The sequence below is a fragment of the Paraburkholderia lebeckiae genome (assembly GCF_050436225.1).
Taxonomy (GTDB): domain Bacteria; phylum Pseudomonadota; class Gammaproteobacteria; order Burkholderiales; family Burkholderiaceae; genus Paraburkholderia; species Paraburkholderia tuberum.
This window is the reverse complement of the sequence record NZ_JBNDLU010000003.1, coordinates 373,969-396,233: the sequence shown is the minus strand read 5'-3', so window position 1 is coordinate 396,233 and position 22,265 is coordinate 373,969. Positions and strand designations below refer to the sequence as shown.

Genomic DNA, 22,265 nt, shown 5'->3' with positions numbered 1-22,265 from the left:
GAGCGATCGCACCAATGGACAAGCGCGTCAGACTTTCAGCGCCGGGCCTGATGGCGATGGTGATCGGCTCGATGGTCGGGGTCGGCGTCTTTTCGTTGCCGCAGGCGCTCGGCAAATATACCGGCGTAGTCGGTTCGTTGATCAGCTGGACCATCACCGGCACCGGCATGCTGATACTCGCGCTGATCTTTCAACGGCTCGCATGGCGCAAGCCAGAACTCGACGCTGGCGTCTACACGTATGCGCGCGTCGGGTTTGGACGCTACACGGGATTTCTGTCGGCGTTCGGCTACTGGTGCGCCAGCTGTCTCGGCAACGTGGCCTATCTCGTGCTGATCAAGTCCGCGCTCGCGATCGTCGCGCCTTCATTCGGCGCTGGCAATACGTTTAGCGCGATCGTCAGTTCCTCGCTGATGATCTGGGTGTTTCACTTTCTGATATTGCGCGGCGTGAAGGGCTCGTCGGTAGTGAATGCGTCGATGACCGCCGCCAAGTTGTTCGCGCTTGGACTGTTCGCGGTGCTCGTGCTATCGAGTGTCAAGTGGCAGTTGTTCGTCGCGAACCTGTGGACCATTCCCGAGCCGTCGGCGACCGGTCTGTTCGGCGAGGTGCGCAAGACCATGTTGGGCACGGTATTCGTGTTTCTCGGCGTCGAAGGCGCGAGTGTCTATTCACGGCATGCACGCGAACGGCGCGACGTCGGGGTCGCGACCGTACTCGGCTTTCTCTGCGTGCTTGCGTTGATGGTCATGGTTACGTTGTTGTCGTATGGCGTGTTGCCGCTCGAGCAGTTGGGCACGCTGAGAAATCCGTCGATGGCTGGCGTGCTGAGCGCCGCGGTCGGCGCCTGGGGCGCGGTCGTGGTCAAGCTCAGCCTGTTGATATCGGTACTCGGTTCTTATCTTACATGGACGTTGCTCGCTGCCGAAATTCTGCACGCGGCGGGCAAGAGCCGCACGATGCCCGCGTTTCTCGGGCGAGAAAACCGTAACCACGTACCGGTCGCCGCACTGTGGATGACGAGCCTCGTGATTCAGGCCTTTCTGATCGTGACGCTGTTTTCGAAAGAAGCGTTCACGCTGGCCAAGGAGTTCACGACGTCGATGAGCCTGATCCCGTATCTGCTCGTCGCCGGCTATGGGTTGAAGCTCGCAGCGAGCGGCGAATCGTATGCGGGGCAGCCTTGGTCACGGCGCATCGATTTCATGCTCGCGCTGCTGGGCTGCGGCTACGCGCTCTTTCTCGTATACGCGGGCGGCCTGCATTACCTGTTGATGTCAACCGTGCTTTATACGGCGGCGACCGTGTGGTTTTACATCGCCGAGCGTCGCAAGGGGAAACGACCTGTGTTTACGCTGCTGGAACGCTGGCTGTTCATCGTGGTTCTGCTTACCGGGCTGGTCGCGTTCGTCGATCTCGTGCGCAATCATTTTGCGACTTAAGGCTCCCGCTCGCGCGCCGCGCGGCTCACATGATCGCGGCCTGGCGAATGCAGCGGATGAAATAGTCGGCCGGGCGCGTGTGAATCGCGCCTTCGCGCTGCATCAGATGCAGACTCGCGGTGCACGACGTTTCAATGAAATCCAGGTTTTTCATATGCCCCGTCGAGTTGACGAGTTCGAGCATGTGCGAGGCCCAGGCCATCACGGCGTCGATACTGAGCGCGAGGCTGTACATCAGCGATTGCGAGGTGCAGCGCGTGATCCGGCTCGCCACCGGCCGGCTCTGACGGTTGAAAAGCGCGCTCACGCCTATGACGATCGAGGTGACCGATCCGGCCGCGGCACCTGTTGAATCGCTCGTGGTTCGGTCGTCCTGCCATGTGTAGTCGGCTTCGCACTCGGTGACCTGCATCGCGAACGACGAGTCGTTAATCGTGCAGCGGCGTGACGACGCGGATAGCCGGCCGGTCAGGGGCTGCATGGATGCTTCGCAGACGCCTCTTTTGGGCATTTTTTTTGCTGACCAAAGCGCTAGTTTTTGACATCATTTTCACATATGCATGTTCAATGCCACGCGGCATGATCGCCACACCACCAGAAATCGTCAATCGAACGGAATCCTTAAAAATTGCTCGCGTTACACGATCGGGATAAGCTATAAAGACCAAAAGATCCGCATCATGCATTTGCGGTGCCCGAAGTGAGGAGCACAAATGAAAGACGTGACGAACAGCGGTTTGCGGCTTTAAACGAGCCATTGAAACTCATGCATGTCTTTCATACAGTATGAATACGCGTGCGCAATCGACATGCGGTCATGGTAGGTTTTCGGCGCTGCCGTGCTGATCGTATGCGCCATCCATAGCGGGACAACCATAGGTCGAAATCCGTTAAGCCTTTCAATTGCAACCGGAATGACTGGAGAACAACAATGCTTTTCTTCAATGATGGTTTCACATTCCCGAATTTTCTGGCCGACGTTTTCTCCATCTTCATCTTTATCCTGTGGTTCTGGCTGTTGATCACGGTGTCGAGCGACCTGTTCCGTCGCCATGACGTGTCCGGATGGGGCAAGGTTCTGTGGGTGATCTTTCTCATCATCCTGCCGTATATCGGGATCTTCGCGTATCTGCTCACACAGCATCGCGGCATGGCGGAACGCGATCAGGCGCGGGCCAAGCAGGTGCGCGAAGATCTGCGCAGTGTGGTGGGCTTCAGTGTCGCCGACGAAATCGAGAAGCTCGACAAGCTGAAAGCGTCCGGTTCGATTTCCCCGGAAGAGCACTCGCGTCTGCGCACGAAGCTCGTGCAGTAAGCGTCGGTTACCTGACTGCAGCCATGGGCGAGCGGGCGCGCAGCCCGTGTCGCCTCGGCTTTTGCGCGGTGAGGGATCGTGCGATCGAACGTAACGGGAGGAACCCTTGCTTACCCACCTCGCCCACGTTCGGAACGCTGCCGCGCGAACCGCGCGCGCCCCGCTGGCATTGCGCCGCGCCGCGCTCACATGCGCGACGGCGTTGATGCTCGCGGCTTGCGCGCAACCGTGGCAGCAATTCCAGGCTGGCCAGGATCAAGCGGCGATCGTCGCCCGCATGGGTCCGCCGCGCGAAGTCTATGACCTGCCCGGCGGCGGCCGCCGACTGATGTGGCCGACCCAGCCGATGGGCTCGACCACCGTCGCCGCCGATATCGACGCTTCAGGCAAGATCGTGAACGTGCGTCAGGTCTTGCAGTTGAGCGAATTCAATCGCGCGGAAATCGGCAAATGGACGCGCGACGATGTGCTGATCAATTTCGGCCGCCCCGTGCAAACGCAGTTCTTCCGGCTCTCGCAACGCGAAGTCTGGTCATATCGTTATATCGAAAGCAACATCCACCACATGCTGTTCAATTTCGCGTTCGACACCAACGGCGTATTGCGCGAGACGCAGCGCACGCCCGATCCACTGCGAGATCGCGATTTGCGACGATTCTGAACTGCGAGCTATAACAGCGACTCAATTGGCATAATCGACAGCATCCAAACACCGAGCCGTGCGTACCACGTCGTATTCGGTTCGGTGTCGTGGCGTGTTTCGACGTCACCGTTGGTTTCGATCCAGTACAGCTTGCCGTTTTTGTCGAGATGCACCGCGTACGCGACGGTCGGCAGCAGCGCGAGAAACTTGCGATCGACCCGCGTCGCGAGCTCGGTGCTGTCGATTACGAGTCCAAGCTCGGTATTCAGATGCGCGGAGCGCGGATCGAAGTTGAACGAACCGACGAAGACCCGCTGGGAGTCCACGATGAAAGTCTTCGCATGCAAGCTCGACCCGGAACTGCCGAACGGCCCCGGCGACTGTTCTTTCTTGTAGGTGGCGCCCGCCACGCGCCGCAATTCATACAGGTGCACGCCGTTTTGCAGCAACTCGACGCGCCGCCTCATATAGCCCGAATGCACGGCGACGACATCGGTTGCTTCGAGCGCGTTCGTCAACACCCGCATGTCGACGCCCTGGGCGGCGAGCCCGCTCAGATACTGCGTGCCCGTGTTTGCCGGCACGAAGTACGGGGAGACGAGGTCGAGCGACTTGGTCGGGTGGCCCATCACCTCGCGTAGCTGGTGGGAAATCAGCGCTTCCGGCGGCGCGTCGTTCAGGCCTTTCGCGGGGTCGTCGCTGATCATCTTCGTTTTGGCCCAGTCGAGCGGCAGCTTGTCGTCGAGCAGGTTCTGCACGACGCGCGGGCCGCGCAGCGCTTGCTTATACTCAGCGGCGGCAGGATCCTGCTCGATCGCCTGCGCATTGCGCTCCAGCGTGGCCAGCTCATCGACGCTCTCGTGCGGCAGGATCTTGCCGACCGGATACGCCGACGCGCTTGCCCAGTAGCGGTCGAAATCGCGCGAGACGTCGGTCGCGGCCGGTCCGACCGCGAGTACGTCGAGGTCGGCGAAGACGACGCCGTCGGTGGCATCGAAGTACTCGTCGCCGATGTTGCGGCCGCCGAGGATCGTCGCGGTGGCGTCGGCGGTCAGGGACTTGTTGTGCATGCGCCGATTGGCGCGCGAAAAGTCGGTCACGAAGCCGAGGATTTTCGGGCTGCGCACGACGAACGGGTTGAACAGGCGTACCTCGATGTTCGGGTGCGCGTCGAGCGCCGCGAGTATCGGGTCTAGCGCGGAGGCGATGCCGAGATCGTCGAGCAGCAGGCGCACCCGCACGCCCCGGTCCGCCGCTTCGTGGATCTGTTCTAGCAGCAGTGTGCCGGTCAGATCGTCGCGCCAGATGTAGTACTGGATGTCGAGCGTGCGTTGCGCGGAACGGATCAGGTCCATGCGCGCGGCAAACGCGACATGCGCATCCGCCAGCGGATAAATGCCCGCCAGCCCCGCGTGCGCGGCCAACTCGGGCGCGACCGCGCGACCGAGATCCGTGCTGGCGGCCACCGCGGGCGACAACGCATGCGACTCCTTGCGACCCTCGAGCGACGGTAGCGGCGCGCAGCCGGTCAGCAGGCTTGCGCACAGCAGCGCGCACAGCGCGCCTCTCCATCGGCGATGCGGGAACGAGGGGTGGTGTATCTGCGCTTGCATGGAGTCCAGGTCTTCCTTTGGGTCGCGCGACCCGGCCGGTTCCAGAATCGGAACATCGTGGCGTTGCTCGACAAAGCTTCGCTCGACCGCCTGTACTGACGGTGTCGCGCGCATGCTTGCACGCAACTTGCATTGGTTGAGAAGAATACTATGAGCGCATGCCCATCGGTGCGCCGCCCGACGCTCTTGTTGCGCAAAGCGCTTTGTCCGATGATACGGGCAGGCTGCGCGAATTCGAACGAGGGCCAACCCGGCCGCGCGTCGACCGCATGGTTTCCATGCAATCGAGCGTGATCCGCTCCGTGTCAGCGCAAAGGGTCATAAAGGGTCCGGTTCACGGCGTCTTCGAGCGTTTCGCCCACTGTGGAGTCGAGCAACGTGAAGATCTCCCGCTTGCTGCTTGCTAGCGTGCTGCTTTTCGTGGTGGGCACCGTGCTGCAGATGATATGGCCGCTCGCGCAGCCGGCCTCGTATCACCACTTCGCCGATCAACGCTCGCTGGGGCCGCTGCACCATGCGGCGGACGTGCTGTCGAACGTCGTCATTCTGATCGCCGGCATGCTTGGTCTCGGCTGGGTCAGGCGGCATGCGTCCAACCAGCCGGCGCAATTTCCCGGCATGGTCGTCGCCGCGCTCGGGCTGCTCTTCACCGCGTTCGGCTCGGCTTACTACCACATGGCGCCGAACGATGCGACGCTCGTCTGGGACCGCCTGCCGATGACCATCGTGTTCGCCGGCATCCTCGCCATGCTATGGACGTCGTGGAGCGGACAGCGCATCGGCTGGGCGCAGATGCTGATCATGGTGGTCGTGTCACCCGCCACCGTCGGCTACTGGCTCGTGTTCAACAGCCTGTGGCCTTACGCGATTCTTCAGTTCGGCGGGCTCATGCTGATCGTCGGCCTGACGCTCACGCGCAAGGTGGACGGCGTGATCGCGTGGACGCTCGTCATTGTCTTCTATGGGGTCGCGAAGATTTTCGAAAGCCTCGATTGGCAGATATGGGAGCTGACGCATCACGTGATCGCCGGCCATGCGTTGAAGCACGTGTCGAGCGGTCTCGCCGGCGCGGCGATGATTCTGGTCGCGAACGCGACGCCGCGCTCCGTCGCGGGCATCGTGCCGCGCCGGCCGGGCGGTATCGGGCATTCGGGTACGTCGCGTTGAAGCCGCGCCATGGCGAAGTGACGCGGCCTCCGGCCGACGTCACTGCGGTTCGTACCACGAATACGTCGCCAACGTGCTTACCGGAGGCGTACCGATTTGCAGCGTGATGTCGCGCAACGACGTCAGCTCGATACTGCGCAAGTCGCCCATATAGCGGCGCGAATCGCCGTTGTCGTTGATATACGCGACCACGTCCCCCATGATGCCCGCGACGTTCGTGTTCGTCAGCGGCTCGCCCCAGATATCGAAGAACTCGCCGAGCGTATAGGTCTTGAGGTTCGGCGCTTCGATATGGATGATGCCGGTGTTGTCGTGCGTATGCATCTCATACGTGCATTGCGACAGGATGCCGACGTTCAACGGCAACGCGAGCCACTGCCCGTCCTTGATGATCGCGAGGTGCGCGTGCACGTGGTACAGCACGCTCATGTCCGGCGCGCAGGTCAGGCCGTCGACCGGCGTGCCGGTGCCGCCCGTCGAGGTCGTGCCGTTCGGCCAGAACGACGAGCCGACCACGCCTCCGAAGACGAGCGTGATCGGGTTCGGGTCGAACGGCGGCGGATCGGTCCAGGTATAGGTGGGAACTTGTGTGACAGGCGTGCCGACCATGACCGTGATTTCGGTGTGCGGCTTCAGCACGAGGCTCGCGGGGTCGCCCGTATATTGCGTGAGCGTGCCGCCGTCGTTCACGTAGATCGCGATTGGCGAGGCGGTCAAACCCGCCACGTTCGACGCACTCAGCGTCTCGCCCCAGATCGAGAAGAACTGGCCGAGCGTATAGGTCGCGCCGGTCGTCGCGTCCATATGGATCTTGCCGCTCGAATCGACCGTGTGCACCGGATATGCGCAGCCAGTCGGCGTGGTCACGGTCGGCTCGACCATGCCGATGTCGGGCGGCAGCGTCAGGAGTTGCCCGTTCTGGTAGATCGACAGATGTGCGTACGTGTACGCGGTACTGCGCAACCCGCAGTTCAGTCCGCTGACGGGCTGACCGGTTCCGCCCGAAGCCGTGACGCCCGCGGGCCAGATGGCGGCGCCGAGTGTCGTGCCGTCGATGACCGGCGTCGCGGCGGCGAGCTTCGGTGTCGTGGCGCTCGCGTCGGATGCGCTCGACGCGGGGGCCGGGCTAGATGCCGGTGTCGGACTCGACGCGGGCGCGGGACTCGATGCTGGTGTGGTCGCGCCAGCCGCGCCGTTCGAGCCGGTGCTGCCCGGGTCGGCGGCGCTGCCGCCCCCACCACCGCCACAAGCGGACAATGTCCACATCAGACCGACTGCGATGAATCGCGACCCTAGCCGTTGCAGCATCTCGTACTCCCATGCCGTGAGGTGAGAGGATGCGTGCAGTCGGACATCACGCACAGATATAGCGCGGACATCGCACGGGCACGCGCGGCGCGGCTTCACTGCGTGGATTCGGCCGTGCGCTGCCACCGCGTGACGCAGGCGCTCGCTTCCGATGACGTCAGGAGATTGAAACCGATTAGGGCAGCGTAGCAGATGGGTTTCACGAGCGAATCCGGCGCATCACAACGTTTCGCGACATTCTACTGGCGCATTTCGAGGTGTCGGCCCGGGGTTTGCCGGCGGAGCGATCTGGCGCGCTTTTTATGTGAGCTGTCATCGTTCTGTGCGAAGATCAGTGCTGTCCCTCGCGCGACCCGCTGGCAAGGGGATCGTACGGCGGGCGCGTGCCCGGCCATCGCCTTCGTCCTCGGGTGAGCCTGGGGTGACTCTCTGGCGCACCTGTTTGCGGATTCATGGAGTACTGACCAATGACCGACAGATTGCAGGCGTCCGTCTATGTAGTGGTGCTGCTGCTGATTGTGGGCTGGGTGCTGTATATCGGGCGCGCGGTTTTCGTGCCGATCGTATTCGGCGCGATCGCGGTATACGTGGTGGTCGACTTCACGAGGCTGCTGCAACGCATTCCGGTGATCGGCCCGCGGCTGCCGGTCCAGTTGCGCTACGGACTCTCGATGTTCCTGATCGGCGCCGCGATCTTCTTCGCGGTCGACATGCTCGTCGAGAACTACGACGCGCTCGTCGCGCTCGCGCCGCGCTACCAGGACTCGGTCCTGCTGATGATCCACAAGATTTCGACGCTGCTGCACCTCGAAAGCGAGCCGACGTGGGAATCGCTGCGGCGGAACATGCTCACGCAGTTGAACATTCAGGCGATGGTGACCGGCATGCTGGCATCGTTGTCGTCGGTGATCATCGACCTGTTCGTGATCGTGCTGTATGCGAGTTTTCTGCTGGTCGAGCGCCGGACGTTCGGCGACAAGCTGACGAACATGACCGCCAATTCGACCAACGCGGCGCGCATCCGGGGCGTGGTCACCGACATCAACCGGCGCATTGGCGCCTATCTCGCGCTGAAGACGTTTCTCGGCGTGCTGCTAGGCGGGATCTGCTGGCTCGCGATGCGCAGCGTCGGCCTCGAGTTCGCCGGGCTGTGGGCGATACTGACCGCGCTGCTGAACTACGTGCCATATATCGGCTCGGTGCTCGCGATCGTGTTCCCGGTGCTGATGTCGGTGCTGCAGTTCAGCGACCTGAATTCGATCCTGGTCGTGCTGGTGTCGCTGACCGCGATTCACTTCGTGATCGGCAATATCCTCGATCCGTATCTGACGGGCAACTCCCTGAACCTGAGCCCGTTCGCGATTCTCGCGAGCATGGCCGTGTGGTCGGCTTTGTGGGGCGTGCCGGGCGCCTTTCTCGCGGTGCCGATCACCGCCAGCATGACGATCATTTTCTCCGAGTTCGAAATGACGCGGCCGGTTGCGGTGCTGCTGTCGAAAAATGGCCGGCTCACTTACGGCAAGACCGAACAGGCCGCGTGAAGCGCCCACCATGGCGGACATATGATCGACCCGGCGCATGAAATGAAAACGGCCCGTGCCGAATAGTCCGCGCGGGCCGTCGAATGAAACACGTCTATCTCGACGCGTGCGGCTTACCGTCGCCGCACGCTGTTGCCATCAGCGTTTAACGCTTGCTGCTTACTGCTTACTGCGAAGAACCCGACCACGTCTGGCCGGTCGTCGACGAATCGCCGATTGCCGGGAAGTCGACGTAAGCGGCGCTGCAATCGACCGCCTTCTTGGTGGACAGCGACTGCGACGCGGAGCCGTTCAGCACGACTCGGTTCGCGGTCGACGGGAAGATCGGCAGGTTCACTTCGTTCAGTGTCAGATTCGCATCCGACGTGGTGACCGCGACGTTCTCCGGCGAATCGGCGAGCACGTTGTTGAGCGTCATGCCGAGCGGAATCTGCGCGTGCGCGATGCCGCCCGAGTTCGCCTGGAAGCCCTCGAAGATCGCCGACGTGCCACCGATGATGTGGATGTTCGACAGCGTGATGTCGTGGAAGTCCGGATAGAGCGGCGAAGTCGGATTCGACAGCGCCTTCGTGCTGTAGTACGGCGTGAACAACAGCGCCTGGCCGCTATTGCGGATACAGATGTTGTTGTAGTTGATGTTCGTCACGAGACCGCCCCGCGCCCAGTCGGACTTGATGCGCAGCGCCTGTTCGGAGCCATCGAATGAGTTGTCGTACACCTGCACGTTCGTCACGCCCGCATTGGTCTCGCTGCCGACCGACACGCCGTGACCCGCGTAAATATGGTTGTGCGCGATGACAAAACCATACTTGCGATCAGTCGCGACGTCGCGATCGCCGTCGACACCATACAGGCCCGAACCTGCCGGGCTAGGGTTGTTCGAACCCTTGATCGCAATGCCGTCGTCGCCGGTGCTGATGTAGTTGTAGGCGAACACGACGTTCTTCAGGTAGCCGTCGAACGCGATCTTGCCGGCCGACGAAGTCGTGGTGCTGCCGGTCGCGAGCGCCTGCGTGACCGCCTTCGAGGCCGAACCCGGGTCGAACGCGTCGGTGTTCTTCGCGGTATCGTCCACAGCACCACTGCCATCTCTTTAAATAAATCGAAAAATTTTCGAACGGCCTTTGACGCGAGGTTCACGCAAAGCCGTGCAACAATGGCCTCGGGTTGCGACTAGGGCCAGGGGCCGCAGCTTGTGCGTCTTTCCATCAATACGAGGCCTGCCGCTCGATGACAAAGCCTGCCTGGACGCTCCTCATGGCCGCGATCGTTCTTGCCGCGGCGGCGGCGGGGCATCGGCTATCGGCTCTAACGCGAACATATGCCCGGCTCACACGACCCTGCAGTCCAGCCGACTCCCGTCTCGGGCGGCCCCGAAGCACTCGAAGACGCGGCGCTGCTGCGTCGCCTGCTGCGTGCGAAAGACCGCATCGATGCCGCATCGCACGAAGCCTGGCCGGTGCGGCGGCTGGCCGAAGTCAGCGGCGTGTCGGAGGCGCACTTCGCGCGTTCGTTCAAGCGGGCCTTCGGCGTGCCGCCACACCGCTATCTGTTGACGCGGCGTATCGAACAGGCCACCACGCTGCTGCGTGACACCGACCTCGGCATTACGGACATCGCGTTCGCGACCGGCTGGGAAAGCCTCGGCACGTTCGGCCGCGTCTTTCGCGACATTACCGGCCTGAGCCCGAGCGAGATGCGCGTGCAGGCACGCGCCAATCCCGCTGAACTCGATCGCGTGCCCGCCTGCGTGCTGAAGGCCGCGCAACGCCCTGATCTGAAGACCGCAGTTCTGGAAAAGCGCCGCCGCGTGGTAAGCGACACTGTCGAACCTCCTACCAGCGAGACGTCGTGAATGAGGGTATCGATGTGCGCGCTGCGTCCCTTCGCGCCAAGGTAGCGAAGGCCGGGCAAACGCCCGAACCTGCCGATCGCAGTTTTGGAGAAGCGCCGCCGCGTGGCCAGCGATACAGTCGAACCCTCAACCAGCGAGGGAGGAGTCATGAATCAGGGTATCAATGTGGTCGGTTTGTACGTCGACGATCAGGATGCGGCGCTTTCGTTCTACGTCGACAAACTCGGCTTTCGCGTCCACACCGACGTGCGCAACGGTGCTTACCGCTGGCTCACGGTCCAGCACCCGGAACAGCCGTCTTTCCAGTTGGGACTGTTCGCGCCGGGGCCGCCGGTCCACGATGAAGCGACCGCGCAAACGTTGCGCGCGATGGTCGCGAAGGGGGCGATGCCGCCATTGGTGCTGTCCGTCGCCGACTGTCGCGCGAGCTACGAGCAGTTGAAGGCGCGCGGCGTGGAATTCACGCAGGAGCCGGTGGATCGTTTCGGCAGCGTCGATGCGGGTTTTCGCGATCCGGCGGGCAATGGATGGAAGATGATCCAGGCGGCAGCGGGCAAGTGAGCGTCAGCGATCCGCCGCGCGCGGGCGCGGCGCGCAGCCGCATACGGCCGGCGGTGCGTCACACGATCGCGACGCACCGCCGGCCGTCATCCCAGACCACTGGACTACGGGACTCTCACTGCTGATGCTGCTGCAGATACTGCCGAACGTCGTTCAACGTCACGCGGCCGGAATGCGCGGTATCGATCTCGTCAAAATGCCTGGCGATATAGCCGAGCCCATTGCCTTGCGCCTGGGCCTTGGTGATCGACGAGCCGTTGCTGAGCACCGATTTCGCGCCCAGTCTGCTCTCCACGCGCTGCTGAGCCTGCTGCTGCAGCGTCGAGCCGGTGGTCGGCGCGACCGCGTTGGCACGGTTATGAGGAAAGAACGGACCGTCCACGCCATGTCCGCCGTTGGGTAGCGTCACGGGCGCCACCGGCTGGGGCGGCAACGCATGCGCACTGCCGACGATCACACCGAGGACGATCAACGCCAGAGCACGTCGCAAGATATCGATTGAAGACATGATCATTCGCCATAAAAAGTAGTCAGAGGGTTTCGCGCGAAGCGAAACCACCATCGATCAGGGCGCGGCCGCGGCGAGCGCCTCGCTCGTCGGCGTAGCGGCTGACGCTTCGTCGGCCCACGGCTGAGGCAGCGTCGCGAGCGTGAGTGCGCCCGCTATCGGCGTGCCGCCATAGAAGGCCGCGAGATCCGCCTTCATCTGCGGCCGCGCCACGTCATCCAGATAAATCATATGTCCGCCCTGGAAGAAGTTGACCTGCAGATTCGGGTTGAGACCCTGGACCGTCTTGAGCCGCGCGAGCTGCTTCTCGGTATTGAAGAACGGCGTGGCGAGATCGTGGTAGCCGTTTTCCGCCAGCACCTTCAGTTGCGGATTCAGCTTTAGTGCGCCGAGCAGATCGGGGATCGTGTCGGGCAACGGCTGGCCGCCGTGCGAGAAATCCCACACCTCGATGATCGCGTCGTTCAGCGGCATGTACGCCGCGTTCGGCGCCGTGTAGCCGAGGTAATCCGGCATCTGTGTCGCCAACGCATTGGTGAATGGCAGCGAGATCAGGATGTCCGACGGGTCGCCGTCGCTCTGCAGACGCGAGTCCGAGTTGGGCAACGACACGCGCCCATCGTAGCGGCCTATCGTCGAGCCTGGCACCAGCGTGAGGTTGAACGGATTGATGTTGAAGTAGCCCTGCATCGCCTGCAACGTGAGACCGGATTCGGCGTCCCAGACCTCCTCCAGCCACGTCGGCGGGAAGTTCGGCGGTCCCGCGTAGGTGGGCGCGCCGAGCTGGCTCAAGGTCCAGTACAGCGAATAATTCTTGAACAGGTTGTAGTTGGCGGTCACGAACGCCTCGCTGCGAAGCGCGTAGGTCGCCTGACTCACTGGCGCTGGCGATACCTGGTTGTAGTACGCCGCGACCTCGGCATAGCCAGGCATGTAGCCGCTCAACGTATCGGTTTCGAGCGCGAGCTGGTCAGGCGAACCCGTGATTGCCACCGCCTCGATCGCATCCGCGAAGTAGTTCAGGATCGAAGACTGCAGCGTGATCCCCGTCAGATGCACGCCGGCCGATTCGAGCGCGAGCGCAAGGATGTCGGTGCGAGGCGTGCCGTACGATTCGCCGTACAGATAGATCGGCGAGCTGCTGCGTGAATTGACCGTCAGGTACCGGATGATGAAGTCGCGCATGATGTTCGCGTCGGCATCGGTGCTCCAGTAGGTCTGGTTCGTGTTCGGCAGGATCGCTTCGGAGAGGCCCGTGCCCGGCGGATCGATGAACACGAGATCGGTCGTGTCGATCAGGCTCTCGGTGTTGTTCACAACCGGGTAGTTCGGCCAGCTGGTGCCGTTCAGCAGCGGATCGGTGGTCGCGACGCGCGTCGGCGCGAACGACCCGAGACGCAGCCAGATCGACGAAGAACCCGGCCCGCCGTTATAGACGAACGTCACGGGGCGCGGTTTGCCATTCGTGCTCGGCGCCGTGTAGGCCACGTAGGACATCGTCGCTTCGGGTGCGCCGTTCGTCAGATCCATTGCGGTCAGGTGGCCGGTGGTCGTCGTGTAGTTGACGGTGGTGCTGCCGGACGTCCATTGGTAATGCATGATCGCCGCTTTCTCCGCGACCAGCGACGCGGCTATCCCGGACGTCGCGCTCGTCGAATAGGTGGTGAGATCGGTGTAGGGCTGATTGGCGGATGGCGTCTGCGGCGCCGACGCCGCTTGCGCCTGATTGGCGACCTGCGCCATGCCGCTTGGTACCGCCGACGCCGACGAACCTCCGTCGCTGCCGCCGCATCCGGCGAGGATAACGATTCCGAGTGTCAGCGCGCTTAGCGCGGCTAGCCGGCCATGACGACGGACGCGACCATCGTCGGTACTCCTTCTGTCTGGTTTCATCTCGTTCCCTGGTGAGTGATACCGCCACACAAAGGCCGCTTTTCGCCGGTCGCGCGCATTGGAGATCGAATAACCCGCACCGCACTCGATGGCACGCAGCGGTTGCATGGACAGCTTTTCGCAATGCATTAATTCAAAATACTTTCATTAATATTTCCATCCGCTTTCTTTGATTAATGATTGAATGGATAAAGGAATTCCCTGTCGATTTATCTCGACATTTCAAGAGAAATTTAAAATTGAATCTTTCCGATGCTTACAGCAAGAGTGAAAATAGGATGCGAAATGCGGTTTTGTCAAGGATCAAGCGGCAATTATGCGATTCAGAATAAAGTCGCATTTTATGGAGGGGTAGCGCTTTGTGATCGAGCGCTAGCGCGGTCGCCGCCGCATGGGGGAAGAAAAACGCTGGCGCATTTATTTGAATTGCATTGAATGGCGACGAGGAACTGCGGATTTTCGTGGCTATGCTGTCGGAATTAATTGCGTTTTATAAAAATAACTGAATGGTAAATTTAACCGGTGAAAATGTGTCCTCAATAGAACTAAAAAGGGCAGGCTGGGAATTTCCGTCCGGGCGGCGGTACGCCCGTCACGCTCGTGGCCGAATTCGGTACCACGTAACAATCACTGCCAGCAAGAACGCGACATAGGCGGCTACGAACACCCAACCCGGAAAGTCGTAATACAGCCAGGCGCTGACCCAGCGCTGTATGAAGCCTTGCGGACCGACCGTTCCCGTGCGCAGATGATCCTCCAGAACGGTTAACGGGCACGGCACATTGAGCACCGCAAGGATCGCCACGATACCGATGGCGAGAACATGTACCGTCCGGAATGTGCGATTTCGCGCCCACGGGAGTCGCAAACCGTGGGCGATCCAGATGGCGAATAGTCCGCCGACGATAAACACCACGATCAGCGCGTGCAGCACGAGAACAATATTGGCGAGCCAGATCATTCTGCTTCCACTGGGGCTAGCCGCACGGCACTCGCTTGACGATGCCGCGGGGACTCACTGCCCATTGCCGTACAGATCGAGCAGCATCAACGTTACGCCATTGGTCCACCCGAAGCCGTCCTGCAGCGGATACTCGCCACCCCCGCCGCCGCCTTCGCCCGCGCCTTCGACGACGTACTTCTCGACGAGCTTGTGCTGCGTGTTGTAGACGTTCTCGACGTCCGCGAGAAAGCGCGTGCCGATCGGCTGCGCGAGGTCGGCGCGTCCGTAGCGCTTGAGGCCCTGAATCGCGATCCAGTGCAACGGCGCCCAGCCGTTCGGCGCGTCCCATTGCTGCGTGGTGTTATAGGTCGACGTCGTGAGGCCGCCCTGCTTGAGCAGCACATTCTCCACGGTCCGGGCGGTCTTCCACGCGCGATCGGGCCACGCCACGCCGGCCATCAGCGGATACAGCATCGCCGGTGTCTGGTTGTCGCGCGACTTGCCGAGTTGCCAGTCGTAGTCGCCGTAGTAGCCGTTGCGATTCCACAGATAGCGGTTGATGCCTTCCGCGCGCCGCGCCGCGTAGCCGATGAACTGCGCGACGCAACGGAAGTCGCGTGTCTCCGAGCAGCCGCGCGCGATCGTCGTCTCCAGATGGAACAACAGGCTGTTCAGATCGACCGGGATGATCGATGTCGTGCGCACCGTTGCGAGCGTCTGGTTGTCGCCGAACCAGCGTGAGCTGAAATCCCAGCCGCTTTCGGCGGTCGCGCGCAGATCGCGGTAGACCTGGTTGGCCGGCCGGCCGCTCGCCTGCGCGGTCTGCACGTCCTCGAGGTACGACTCGTCGCGCGGCGTGTCCAGATCGTCCCAGTAGCGGTTCAGCACGGTGCCATCGTTGAGCACGACCACATTGCGCGTAGCGCCGCCGCGCGGCGTGTTGGACGAGCCTTGCATCCAGTACGCGTACTCCTTGCGCAGCACAGGCAGGTACTTCTGATAAACCTTGTTGCCTTCCTTTTGCGCCGCGAGCTCCACCATGTACGAGTAGAACGGCGGCTGCGAGCGGCTCAGATAGTACGTGCGATTGCCGTTCGGTATGTGGCCGAACGTGTCGATCATGTACGCGAAGTTGTCGAGCATATCGTCGACGAGATCTTCACGCCCGGACTCCTGCAGCCCCAGCATCGTGAAATAGGTATCCCAGTAGTAGCCTTCGCGAAAGCGGCCGCCCGGCACGACGTATGGTTTGGGCAGCGGGATCAGCGAGCTATAGTCGGGCGCGCTCGTCGTCGTGCGCGTGAGGCCGTTCCAGAGCCAGTCGATGTGCTCGCGCAGACTCTGGTTCGGCGGCGGCGTGATGCTCTGATCGGGCGGCGGCGTGAAGTACTGGCTGACGAATTTCTGCAGCGAAAAGCCGGTCTGGTTCTTCTGCGTTTCGTATAGCTGGACGATCGCGGCGGGATTGCCATTCGGCGTCGCGTCGACGAACGTCTTCTGGTCGGGGAAGATCTGCGCGGTTTGCACGGCGACGAACAGATCGCCGTACAGAATGTCGGGCGCCGGCGGCAGCGTGGCGCCCACCTGGGTATCGGCGAGACAGCTCGCGGATGCGAAGACGAGCGAGGCGATGCAGGCGACGCCGAGCGTGATCGGCGAACGCCGCGGCACGAAGTACCTATTTGAGCTGGGGAAGAGATGCGCGGTTGACGCGGCGCTGCTGCGAGACAGTGATTGAATGCTCATGATGCCTCCAAGGTTGTGGGCATTTCACTGGTCTCATCGCGTGCCATTCGAGGTCGTCTCCCGGCGACATGCGAGTCCGACACGAGGTGGCCGGATCAATGGCTCCGAAAGCATCGCACGCTTTCGAAGCATCAGGCAACTGCGGCGCAGCAGAGCGTGCATGCATTCAGCATGAAGAAGGAAGCGCGATGAACGAGGGAGAAGATGCGCGTAATGGCGTATCCGCGCTTGCTTCGTGATTCGAAGCAATGGAAGCGTTGATCGCGAGCGATTCCGCGGCAGAAACCGCTCAGCGAGCAAGCGACGTACCTGCGCCGAGCATCCTGCAGGTCGGCGCGGGTACGCGAGAACAACGGGAAAATTACTGCGCGATAGGCTGAGTCACGTCCGTGCCGAACCAGTGCATCGAGATCTTCTTGAGCGTGCCGTCCTGCTTCATTTGGGTCAACGCGTCGTCGAGTGCTTTCGCGAACTTCGGATTGTCCTTGCGGAACGGGATGCCCATTTCCTGCTCGGCGCCTTTCAGCACCGCGCCCGTACGCAGCGGCAACTGCGAGTTCTTGATGATGTACGGCAGCATCAGCCGGTCGTCGATCGTCGCATCGATACGCCTGGCGGCGAGATCGCGCAGTTTCTCGGGCGCACCCGGATAAGTTTGCACGTTGATGCCAGGTACCGCGCGCGCCATCTGGTCGTAGTTGGTGCCGAGCGTCACGCCGATCTTCTTGTCGCCCTTGAATTCGTCGAGCGATTTGAACTCACGCTTGTCGTCCGCCCGTTGGATCAGTTGCGCGGCCGAGTACGTGTACGGCTGGCTGAAATCAAGAACCTGTTTGCGTTGCGGGGTAATGGTGACCTGATTGATGATCACGTCGAATTTGCCGCTCTGCAGCGCCGCGATAATGCCGCTCCACTCGGTCGGAATGAATACCGGCTTTACGCCGAGTTTCGCCGCCACGGCTTTCGCGACATCGACGTCGAAGCCTTCGAGCTCGCCGTCCTTGTTGCGCGAGTCGAACGGCGGATAGGTACCTTCGAGACCGATCTTCAGGACTCCGGCCTGTTTGACCGAGTCGAGCAGATCTTCGGCATGAGCCGCGACTGCGGTAAAGCTGAGAGCCGAGAGCGCCAACGCGTTTACAAGCAGCTTCGAAAGTTTCATTGAGTGTCTCCTCTGTACTTGAGTATCAGGCTGCACAACGCAACGATTTCACCATCGTGTCGGCAACCCGGGAGTGTCGCTTCGTGGAACAGGCCGGGTTGCGCGCGTCATCCTAGCACTCCAAAAGTCGCCTGTTTTATCTTTGTTCGGAAGCGGGCGCGCGCAGGCCTTTTTCATGGATTCGGACGTGCTGTCGGCGGAGCGCGCAACCTCGGGCAATCCCGCCAGCTACGTGGTGACCGGCGATCCGCAGACGCACGAGGCGATTGCCTGCATGTTGCCGAAAGGGACGCCGCGATGAAGACGATTGTCGATCGGGCGATTGCGAAGATCGAACAGGACGGCGAAGGCGAGAAGCTCTACAAAACGTGGTTCATGTCGCCGATTCCGCCGAAGGGCATCAACCTCGACGTGCCGATGAGCGACACGATGAAGGCGGCGTTCGATCATCCTAACGATCGGCCGATGGACGATTGAGCGCGCCGGGTGGCGACCTCGCCACCCCTACGCTCTCACCACAGTCACTCCAGCCGCTTCGATCGGCTTCGTCAATTCCGCGCTGGTCTTCTTCTCGACCACGATGGTCTGCGCGAGTTTGATCTCGCCGATCACGAACCGCGATGCGGCGTTCAGTTTCGACGATGACGCGAGCACGACCGTTTCCGCCGCCCGTGCGGCGAGCGCGCGCTTGATCGCGGCTTCCTCGAAGTCACCGGTGCTCAGCCCAGCGCTGGGATGCACGCCGGTCACCCCCATGAAGTACAGGTCGGCATGGATGCGCGAAATGCCTTCCATCGCCGCGGCGCCGACGGCCACGATCGAATGTTTGTAAAGCCGGCCGCCAATCAGGATCACCTCGACACAAGGATGCGCGGCAAGCGCCGTGGCGACGCTCGGACTATGCGTGACGATGGTCGCGTGCAAATCGGACGGCAGCTCCTGGACCAATAGCGCCGACGTGGTGCCGCCGTCGACGATCACGGTTTGCCCCGGCGCGATCAGCTCGACTGCTCGCCGAGCGATGCGCCGCTTGGCGAGCGTCTCGATGTCCTGACGCTGCTCGAATGACGCGAGCGCCGCCGACGCGGGCAACGCGCCGCCGTGGACCCGCTGCAAGCGCCCCTCCGCGGCCAGTTCGCGTAGATCGCGGCGGATCGTGTCTTCCGACACGCCAAACGCCGCGCTCAGCGCGCCTGCCAGGACCTGCCCGTTGCGCGCGAGTTCGTCGAGGATCGCTTTCTTGCGTTGGGTCGTCAACATTGCATTGCACGAAATATCTTGAAATTGCACGAAGTTGCACGATACCATGAATCATTGTCCATGGTCGACAGGAGGCGCCATGACCGCAACGAAAGACCGGGTTCGCATCGTCGGAACGACCTTGCTATCCGACGACTGGTACACGCTGAAGAAGGTGACGTTCGACTTCCTGCGTCGCGATGGCACATGGCAGCGGCAGAACCGCGAGACCTACGATCGCGGCAACGGCGCGACGATCCTGCTGCACAGTCCGCGCACCGGCAACGTGATACTCACGCGACAATTCCGCATGCCCGCGTTCGTGAACGGTCACGACGGCATGATGATCGAAGCACCGGGCGGGTTGCTCGACAACGCTTCGCCGGAAGAACGCATCCGGCTCGAAGTCGAGGAGGAAACGGGGTATCGCGTGGGTCAGGTCCACAAGATTTTCGAGGCCTACATGAGCCCGGGGTCCGTAACCGAAAAGCTCTACTTCTATGTCGGCGAGTACGACGCGTCGATGCGGGTCAACGACGGCGGCGGCGTCGAGGATGAAGGGGAAGATCTAGAGGTGATCGAAATGCCGTTGCAAGCCGCGTTGCGAGCGGTCGACGCAGGGGAAATCGTCGACGGCAAGACGATCATGCTGTTGCAGTACGTCGCCTTGCGTGGGTTTGCGTCAGCGCGCGCAGCCTAGTTGCGTCGCGAGTTCGTGCAGATCGTCGACGATGAAGTCCCACGCCTCGTCCGCTTTCAGATCGCTCGTCTGTTGAGGGCCATGCTCGGTGGGTCGCACGACGAACGCGGTGCTCAAGCCGACGCGCCGGGCAGCGGCGAGATCGTTGTTATGCGCGGCCACGAGGCATAATTCGCGTGGCGCAATGCCGAGAATTTCCGCCGTTTCGCTATAGACCAGCGGCGAGGGCTTATAAGCGCGGACGACTTCGGCACCGAGAATGGCATCCCAAGGCAGACCGGCACGCTTTGCCATGTCCACCATCAGGCGAATGTTGCCGTTGGATAGCGGTGCGATGATGAAGCGCGCCTTCAGGCGCTGCAATGCGTCGACGGCATCGGGCCAGGGGTCCAGCCGATGCCAGGCCAGGTTCAACTCATCGATCTCCGGCTCGGGAACGTTGGCGATGCCGAAACGCGCCAGCACTTTGACGAGGTTTTCCCGGTGCAGCACGTCGAGACGCACATACGGTCTGCGTCCGCTACGCACTTCTTCCATCGCGGGCGAATACTCGCGTCGCCATGCGTCCGCGAAGTCGAATGCGTCGAGATTCGGCTTGTGCCGCTGGAGAAACGGTTGCGCTTCGCGCGCGACGCCGCTTCGCCAGTCAACCACGGTTCCGAAGACATCGAACACGAAAGCTTTGATGGCAGTTTGATGTGTCGAGTCGCTACTCATGACCTTCCTTGGTGGCTGTGACGGGAACCACCCATCTTAGGCGAACAGAAGGCACGCGTTGCTATCATCGATCATCTAAAAAGGACGGGGATGCTATGGCGACCGGGGACGCTTCGACCGCAACGCAGTCCGTATGGAACGCAATGCGCGACGATTCGAAGATCGAGCCGCTTGCAATGAGCGGGCACGCTGCTGTATCCGTTGGCGCGAGTGAAAGGGTAATGCGGCGTAACAAACGTTCGAGAGGGGGATGCACCTGTTAAACGAGTGTCAACCGTCTACGGGTTTTGCCTGGTCTCGTGCGTGTCGATTCCCGCAACGCGGGCGCGTCGTGACAGTATGTTCAACCCCTCCAGTGAAAGGCGTACTCATCATGGCTACCGGAACCGTCAAATTCCACCGTGTTTTGCGCACGACGCCCGAGCGTATCTATCGCGCGTTCCTCGAACCCGCCGCGATGGCGAAATGGCTACCGCCGTATGGCTTCACCTGCGACGTGCATCAGATGGATGCGCGCGTCGGCGGCACCTACAGGATGTCGTTTCACAACTTCGGCTCGGGCAAGGGGCACTCGTTCGGCGGCGAGTACATCGAACTGGTGCCGTTCGAAAAGATCCGCTATTCGGACCATTTCGACGACCCGAATCTGCCCGGTCAGATGCATACGACCGTTTCGTTGCGACAGGTGTCGTGCGGGACCGAACTGAATATCGTGCAGGAAGGCATCCCCGAGATGATTCCGGTCGAGATGTGTTACCTCGGCTGGCAGGAGTCGCTCGCGCAACTGGCGAAGCTGGTCGAGCCGGAAATTGCGGACTGACATTCAATAACAGCCGCTTGCTCCGCCATCGGGCAAGTATCTCCTCGGAACGCGCAGCGGGGACGATTGCATCCTTCGTCCCACTTGCTGCTCGATTGGCGACCTTCAAATCGTGATCAGGAAACAGTCGAACTCGGCGCGGTTCCAAACCGCGCCGCCCGCAGTCAAGCTGGGAACGTTCGGCACGTACACGTGCGCCGGCTACATTGTCGGAATCACTCTCGGCGACTCCAGATAGCTCTCTACCCGCTTGACGCCGGGCACATTTTCCGCGTCGACGCGGATCGCGCGCTTCTCCTCTTCGGATTCAATGATGCCCCACAGATACGCAACGCCGTGCCGTTTTTCGACACGGCGGCTAATGGGATACAACAAAGCCCGCTTCAAACCGGTTTCACTGCCCGATTAACGATAAGGTTGGTTCCAACCGACATGTTGCGTAGTGCGATGCAGCAATATTCGCTGTGAACCGCAGTGACCCGAGGGCACTTTATTCTCCCCGCCAAACGACCGTCCAGCGTTCAACCGCTTAGCCATGGATTGAATGCTATTCCGCGAGGTTTTGCGATTGGGCGCTGCCGAATCTCCGTTGCGGCGAGGCGTTCTCATCGTTGGCATTGTTTAAGCTTGAATTAAGCCACGCTACGTACTCTTCGGACCGAAGCATGAGACCACAACGGCCCGACGGGGCGCATTCTTTCCGTCGAGGTATGAGCGCGACAACTCGGGGCATTCCCAGACAGAAAGAGGTTGAGATGATGTACTTGATTACCGACCTGAAAATGGTCGAAAGCTACGGTCGCATCAAAGCTGACAGCGGCGATGATGCGCTGCATGAGTTTGCGGTCAGCGAGGGCTTCCTCGACCTGATGGAGTTCGCCTCCGCCCGGCCGGCGTTCGCCAACGACTTGCTCGCTGTTCAGCTGCAATAAGGAGACTGACGTGGCCATGACGTTGCGGCACGCCCTGGTGCACGCTGAGCAGCTGGAAGTCTACGGTGTGATTCCAAGACGTCGCAAGCGCTCATCCGGCTGATGCCGGAGTACCGAGCCGTAGTCGGCGTGGAACAATACGAGCAGATTGTCGAGGCAG

At 61.6% G+C, this 22,265-nt stretch carries 24 protein-coding genes and 1 pseudogene; 12 read left to right on the top strand and 13 right to left on the bottom strand.

Features of this window, described 5'->3' with window-relative positions; translation table 11 throughout:
• The first annotated feature begins 14 nt into the window (after positions 1-14).
• On the top strand, positions 15-1,442 hold the full coding sequence (locus tag OKW45_RS36640; RefSeq protein ID WP_429473665.1) for a basic amino acid/polyamine antiporter: 1,428 nt from the start codon (positions 15-17) through the stop codon (positions 1,440-1,442).
• Between the two features lie 25 nt (positions 1,443-1,467).
• Here OKW45_RS36640 and OKW45_RS36635 read toward each other — a convergent pair whose 3' ends face one another.
• Together OKW45_RS36635 and OKW45_RS36630 are read right to left on the bottom strand one after the other, a co-directional pair.
• On the bottom strand, positions 1,468-1,923 hold the full coding sequence (locus tag OKW45_RS36635) for a hypothetical protein (RefSeq protein ID WP_429473664.1): 456 nt from the start codon (positions 1,921-1,923) through the stop codon (positions 1,468-1,470).
• Positions 1,871-2,200: a hypothetical protein gene (locus OKW45_RS36630; protein ID WP_162634041.1), complete on the bottom strand. Its 330-nt coding sequence runs from the start codon at positions 2,198-2,200 to the stop codon at positions 1,871-1,873. Before OKW45_RS36630 ends, OKW45_RS36635 begins: the two co-directional genes overlap by 53 nt.
• A gap of 173 nt (positions 2,201-2,373) precedes the next feature.
• Between OKW45_RS36630 and OKW45_RS36625 the strand changes: the two genes are divergently transcribed.
• Both OKW45_RS36625 and OKW45_RS36620 read left to right on the top strand, forming a co-directional pair.
• A complete protein-coding gene (locus tag OKW45_RS36625) occupies positions 2,374-2,757 on the top strand; it encodes a PLDc N-terminal domain-containing protein (RefSeq protein WP_429473663.1) in 384 nt (127 codons plus the stop codon).
• Between the two features lie 205 nt (positions 2,758-2,962).
• Positions 2,963-3,418 (top strand): hypothetical protein, encoded by a 456-nt coding sequence (locus tag OKW45_RS36620; RefSeq protein WP_051103829.1) that lies wholly within the window; start codon positions 2,963-2,965, stop codon positions 3,416-3,418.
• 8 nt (positions 3,419-3,426) lie between these two features.
• On the opposite strand, the gene OKW45_RS36615 is transcribed toward OKW45_RS36620, so the two are convergent.
• Positions 3,427-5,013: a phospholipase D family protein gene (locus OKW45_RS36615; protein WP_429473662.1), complete on the bottom strand. Its 1,587-nt coding sequence runs from the start codon at positions 5,011-5,013 to the stop codon at positions 3,427-3,429.
• Positions 5,014-5,391: 378 nt separating this feature from the next.
• On the opposite strand from OKW45_RS36615, the gene OKW45_RS36610 reads away from it, so the two are divergent.
• Positions 5,392-6,180 carry a hypothetical protein gene (locus tag OKW45_RS36610; protein ID WP_429473661.1) on the top strand — a complete coding sequence of 263 codons (789 nt, stop codon included), beginning with the start codon at positions 5,392-5,394 and terminating at the stop codon, positions 6,178-6,180.
• A gap of 39 nt (positions 6,181-6,219) precedes the next feature.
• On the opposite strand, the gene OKW45_RS36605 is transcribed toward OKW45_RS36610, so the two are convergent.
• Positions 6,220-7,488 carry a hypothetical protein gene (locus OKW45_RS36605; protein ID WP_429473660.1) on the bottom strand — a complete coding sequence of 423 codons (1,269 nt, stop codon included), beginning with the start codon at positions 7,486-7,488 and terminating at the stop codon, positions 6,220-6,222.
• A 467-nt stretch (positions 7,489-7,955) separates the two neighbouring features.
• Between OKW45_RS36605 and OKW45_RS36600 the strand changes: the two genes are divergently transcribed.
• Positions 7,956-9,029, top strand: coding sequence for an AI-2E family transporter (locus tag OKW45_RS36600; protein ID WP_018422654.1), 1,074 nt, complete (start codon positions 7,956-7,958; stop codon positions 9,027-9,029).
• 166 nt (positions 9,030-9,195) lie between these two features.
• Here OKW45_RS36600 and OKW45_RS36595 read toward each other — a convergent pair.
• A pseudogene (locus OKW45_RS36595) lies at positions 9,196-10,098 on the bottom strand (glycosyl hydrolase family 28 protein); the annotation flags it as partial.
• A gap of 252 nt (positions 10,099-10,350) precedes the next feature.
• Between OKW45_RS36595 and OKW45_RS36590 the strand changes: the two are divergent.
• Both OKW45_RS36590 and OKW45_RS36585 read left to right on the top strand, forming a co-directional pair.
• Positions 10,351-10,884: a helix-turn-helix transcriptional regulator gene (locus OKW45_RS36590; protein ID WP_018422652.1), complete on the top strand. Its 534-nt coding sequence runs from the start codon at positions 10,351-10,353 to the stop codon at positions 10,882-10,884.
• A gap of 147 nt (positions 10,885-11,031) precedes the next feature.
• Positions 11,032-11,445 (top strand): VOC family protein, encoded by a 414-nt coding sequence (locus OKW45_RS36585; protein ID WP_429473659.1) that lies wholly within the window; start codon positions 11,032-11,034, stop codon positions 11,443-11,445.
• 115 nt (positions 11,446-11,560) lie between these two features.
• Here the strand turns inward: OKW45_RS36585 and OKW45_RS36580 are convergent, their stop codons facing one another.
• The 5 genes from OKW45_RS36580 to OKW45_RS36560 form a co-directional block, all read right to left on the bottom strand.
• Positions 11,561-11,959 carry a hypothetical protein gene (locus OKW45_RS36580; protein ID WP_018422650.1) on the bottom strand — a complete coding sequence of 133 codons (399 nt, stop codon included), beginning with the start codon at positions 11,957-11,959 and terminating at the stop codon, positions 11,561-11,563.
• Positions 11,960-12,010: 51 nt separating this feature from the next.
• The gene (locus tag OKW45_RS36575; protein ID WP_429473658.1) at positions 12,011-13,846 is read right to left on the bottom strand and encodes a S10 family serine carboxypeptidase-like protein; all 1,836 of its coding nucleotides are present in this window, start codon (positions 13,844-13,846) and stop codon (positions 12,011-12,013) included.
• A gap of 592 nt (positions 13,847-14,438) precedes the next feature.
• Complete coding sequence (locus OKW45_RS36570; protein WP_018422647.1) at positions 14,439-14,807, bottom strand: DUF2784 domain-containing protein; 369 nt, start codon at positions 14,805-14,807, stop codon at positions 14,439-14,441.
• Between the two features lie 54 nt (positions 14,808-14,861).
• Positions 14,862-16,535 (bottom strand): alpha,alpha-trehalase TreA, encoded by a 1,674-nt coding sequence (gene treA / locus OKW45_RS36565; RefSeq protein ID WP_429473657.1) that lies wholly within the window; start codon positions 16,533-16,535, stop codon positions 14,862-14,864.
• Positions 16,536-16,896: 361 nt separating this feature from the next.
• Positions 16,897-17,697: a transporter substrate-binding domain-containing protein gene (locus OKW45_RS36560; protein WP_429473656.1), complete on the bottom strand. Its 801-nt coding sequence runs from the start codon at positions 17,695-17,697 to the stop codon at positions 16,897-16,899.
• Between the two features lie 175 nt (positions 17,698-17,872).
• On the opposite strand from OKW45_RS36560, the gene OKW45_RS36555 reads away from it, so the two are divergent.
• Positions 17,873-17,998, top strand: a complete 126-nt coding sequence (locus tag OKW45_RS36555) for a hypothetical protein (RefSeq protein ID WP_429473655.1) — start codon at positions 17,873-17,875, stop codon at positions 17,996-17,998.
• On the top strand, positions 17,995-18,174 hold the full coding sequence (locus tag OKW45_RS36550) for a hypothetical protein (protein WP_429473654.1): 180 nt from the start codon (positions 17,995-17,997) through the stop codon (positions 18,172-18,174). Before OKW45_RS36555 ends, OKW45_RS36550 begins: the two co-directional genes overlap by 4 nt.
• A gap of 27 nt (positions 18,175-18,201) precedes the next feature.
• Here OKW45_RS36550 and OKW45_RS36545 read toward each other — a convergent pair whose 3' ends face one another.
• Positions 18,202-18,957, bottom strand: a complete 756-nt coding sequence (locus tag OKW45_RS36545; RefSeq protein ID WP_429473653.1) for a DeoR/GlpR family DNA-binding transcription regulator — start codon at positions 18,955-18,957, stop codon at positions 18,202-18,204.
• 79 nt (positions 18,958-19,036) lie between these two features.
• On the opposite strand from OKW45_RS36545, the gene OKW45_RS36540 reads away from it, so the two are divergent.
• Entirely contained in the window at positions 19,037-19,636 is a 600-nt protein-coding gene (locus OKW45_RS36540; RefSeq protein WP_184023738.1) for an NUDIX domain-containing protein, read from the top strand.
• Here OKW45_RS36540 and OKW45_RS36535 read toward each other — a convergent pair.
• Positions 19,619-20,353: a haloacid dehalogenase type II gene (locus OKW45_RS36535; protein ID WP_429473652.1), complete on the bottom strand. Its 735-nt coding sequence runs from the start codon at positions 20,351-20,353 to the stop codon at positions 19,619-19,621. The genes OKW45_RS36540 and OKW45_RS36535 overlap by 18 nt on opposite strands.
• Positions 20,354-20,726: 373 nt before the next feature.
• Between OKW45_RS36535 and OKW45_RS36530 the strand changes: the two genes are divergently transcribed.
• Positions 20,727-21,173, top strand: coding sequence for an SRPBCC family protein (locus OKW45_RS36530; RefSeq protein WP_018422638.1), 447 nt, complete (start codon positions 20,727-20,729; stop codon positions 21,171-21,173).
• A gap of 201 nt (positions 21,174-21,374) precedes the next feature.
• Here the strand turns inward: OKW45_RS36530 and OKW45_RS36525 are convergent, their stop codons facing one another.
• Positions 21,375-21,545, bottom strand: a complete 171-nt coding sequence (locus OKW45_RS36525; RefSeq protein ID WP_429474028.1) for a BON domain-containing protein — start codon at positions 21,543-21,545, stop codon at positions 21,375-21,377.
• A gap of 383 nt (positions 21,546-21,928) precedes the next feature.
• On the opposite strand from OKW45_RS36525, the gene OKW45_RS36520 reads away from it, so the two are divergent.
• A complete protein-coding gene (locus OKW45_RS36520; protein WP_184005448.1) occupies positions 21,929-22,105 on the top strand; it encodes a hypothetical protein in 177 nt (58 codons plus the stop codon).
• Positions 22,106-22,265: the final 160 nt, after the last annotated feature.